This is a genomic window from Mesorhizobium sp. M7A.F.Ca.CA.002.05.1.1, from assembly GCF_003998335.1.
GTDB lineage: Bacteria > Pseudomonadota > Alphaproteobacteria > Rhizobiales > Rhizobiaceae > Mesorhizobium.
In genome coordinates this window covers 1-1,839 of record NZ_RZQI01001069.1, presented here as the reverse complement: position 1 = coordinate 1,839, position 1,839 = coordinate 1, and the positions used below count along the sequence as shown (strand labels likewise).

Annotated in this window: 1 protein-coding gene and 1 pseudogene; both read right to left on the bottom strand. The window is 62.9% G+C overall.

The genetic code is table 11. The features are described 5' to 3' along the window. Positions 1-264 (bottom strand): annotated as a pseudogene (locus EN939_RS32540) (DsbA family protein); the annotation flags it as partial. A gap of 61 nt (positions 265-325) precedes the next feature. Beyond that, positions 326-1,720, bottom strand: a complete 1,395-nt coding sequence (locus EN939_RS32535; RefSeq protein WP_127271627.1) for a M48 family metalloprotease — start codon at positions 1,718-1,720, stop codon at positions 326-328. Positions 1,721-1,839: the final 119 nt, after the last annotated feature.

The window sequence follows — 1,839 nt, the reverse complement described above, 5'->3', positions numbered from 1 at the left end:
GAGATGAGCGATGCGCTGCTCTTCCTTCTGCTTGGCCTCAAGCGCGTCCTGGACTTCCAGGAGGACTTCCGGGTTTTTCAACAAATAGTCGCGGATGATGCCTTCGACCTCGGTGCGGTCGATCTTGGTATCGGCCGCCGCGGTCTCGACCGGCTGTGCGGTACCGGCCTTGGCGATCTGCGGGTTTCCGGCAACGAATCCGAAAGCCAGCATGGCCAGGGCGACCGCAACCCCCGTGGTGCCCAGCAGCAGTGCCTTTTTCATCGTTCCTGTTCCTTCTACCTGTTTTCCGGTCTGGCTATGTCGTGGCGCGCGGCCGGAAGGTTCACTTGATCTTGGTTGACGGCTTGTAGTTTATGATATCCTGGGCGCGAAGCCAGCGCGGCTCGCCGCGTTTCATCTGCTGCTGCGCCCGCATGGCGAAAATCTTCGCATCCTTGTAGTTGCCGGAATAGAAATGGCTTTCGGCGGTGGCAAGTTCGGCGCCCGGTATGTCACCCAACTCACCGTAGGCCTGTGCCAGATAGCGATACCCGGCTGAATTTTCCTTGTCGCGCCCGAGGCCGTTGTTGATCTGCACGACGGCTTTTTTCAGAGAGTCGGGCGTGCCGACGGCCATCAGCGCCTGGCCCATGGACACCGGCAGCAGACCGGACCGCGCCGAATCGAGGCTGACCGCCTTGGCGTAGGCGTCCGCGGCTTCCTTGGGTTTGTTTGCCTTCATCAGGATGTCGCCGCGCAGTTCCTGGAAGTAAGCGTTCTTGGGCTGCGCCTTGATCAGTGCATTGGTCTTGGCGAGCGCGGCGGCGATGTTGCCGAACAGGTAGGTCGACTGGGCGTCGCCATATAGCGCGGCGAGGGTCCCTTGCATCTTTCGCATCAGCCGCGACGCAGCCGCCTGGCCTTCCATGTAGACGGCGATCTTCACCCGCACCATGTCATGGCGCTGCTGCAGCGCGGGCGGGTCCGGCCTGTCGACATTGGGGCTCTGTTTCACCAGCACTTCGAGATTGGAGATACGATCCCGCGGCATCGGATGGCTGATCCGGTAGGGATCGACTTGCGCGCCCGAGAGCGACAGCGCAGTCTGGAAGCGGTGAAACGTCTTCAGCATGCCCATGCCGGACTGGCCGGTGGCGTTGAGATAGGTGATCGCCGAGCGGTCGGCCGTCATCTCCTCGGTGCGCTGGTAGGCGAGGATGCTGCGCTGTGCCATCTCGCCGCCGCCGGCGGCTACGCCCACGCCCGCACCGGCAAGGCCGCGGCTATTGGTTGTCGCGCCGGCGACCATGGCACCGGCACCCAGCAGCGTCGCGATGATGGCCATCGTCTTGGCGCGTTCAAGCTGGTCGCGGAGTTTCTGCTGGTGGCCGCCGGCGATATGACCGGCTTCGTGGGCGATGACGCCGATGATCTCGTTGGGCGTTTCAGCCGTCATCAGCGCGCCGGTGTTGATGAACAGCCGGCGCCCGGTGACGAAGGCGTTGAAACTCTGGTCATTGACCAGAACGATGTCGATGCCGTCATTCGCCAGGCCAGCCGCCCTGAAGATCGGCCGCGCGTAATCGCGAACCAGCGCCTCGATCTCGGCGTCGCGCACCACCGGCACGTTCTGGGCAAAGGCGCTGACCGAACTCGCCATTGCAACGGCAACGCCAAGCGAAAGCGTCGCGAAGACGCGCGCTGCCTGGGCAATCGTCGATCTGGGTCGGCTCAACATGATGGCTCCACTGGTAGACGAGCGGGCGAAAGATGAAAAGTCGGCGCCGGAAACTTCCTCAACTTGTGATCCTCACATCAATCGGGCATTTGTGCGGCACATGCGCCAGTGCCTGGCGC

Bases quoted from the DNA above. Each gene is read 5' to 3' on its own strand.
- EN939_RS32535 (WP_127271627.1), bottom strand. From the start codon at position 1,720: ATGTTGAGCCGACCCAGATCGACGATTGCCCAGGCAGCGCGCGTCTTC.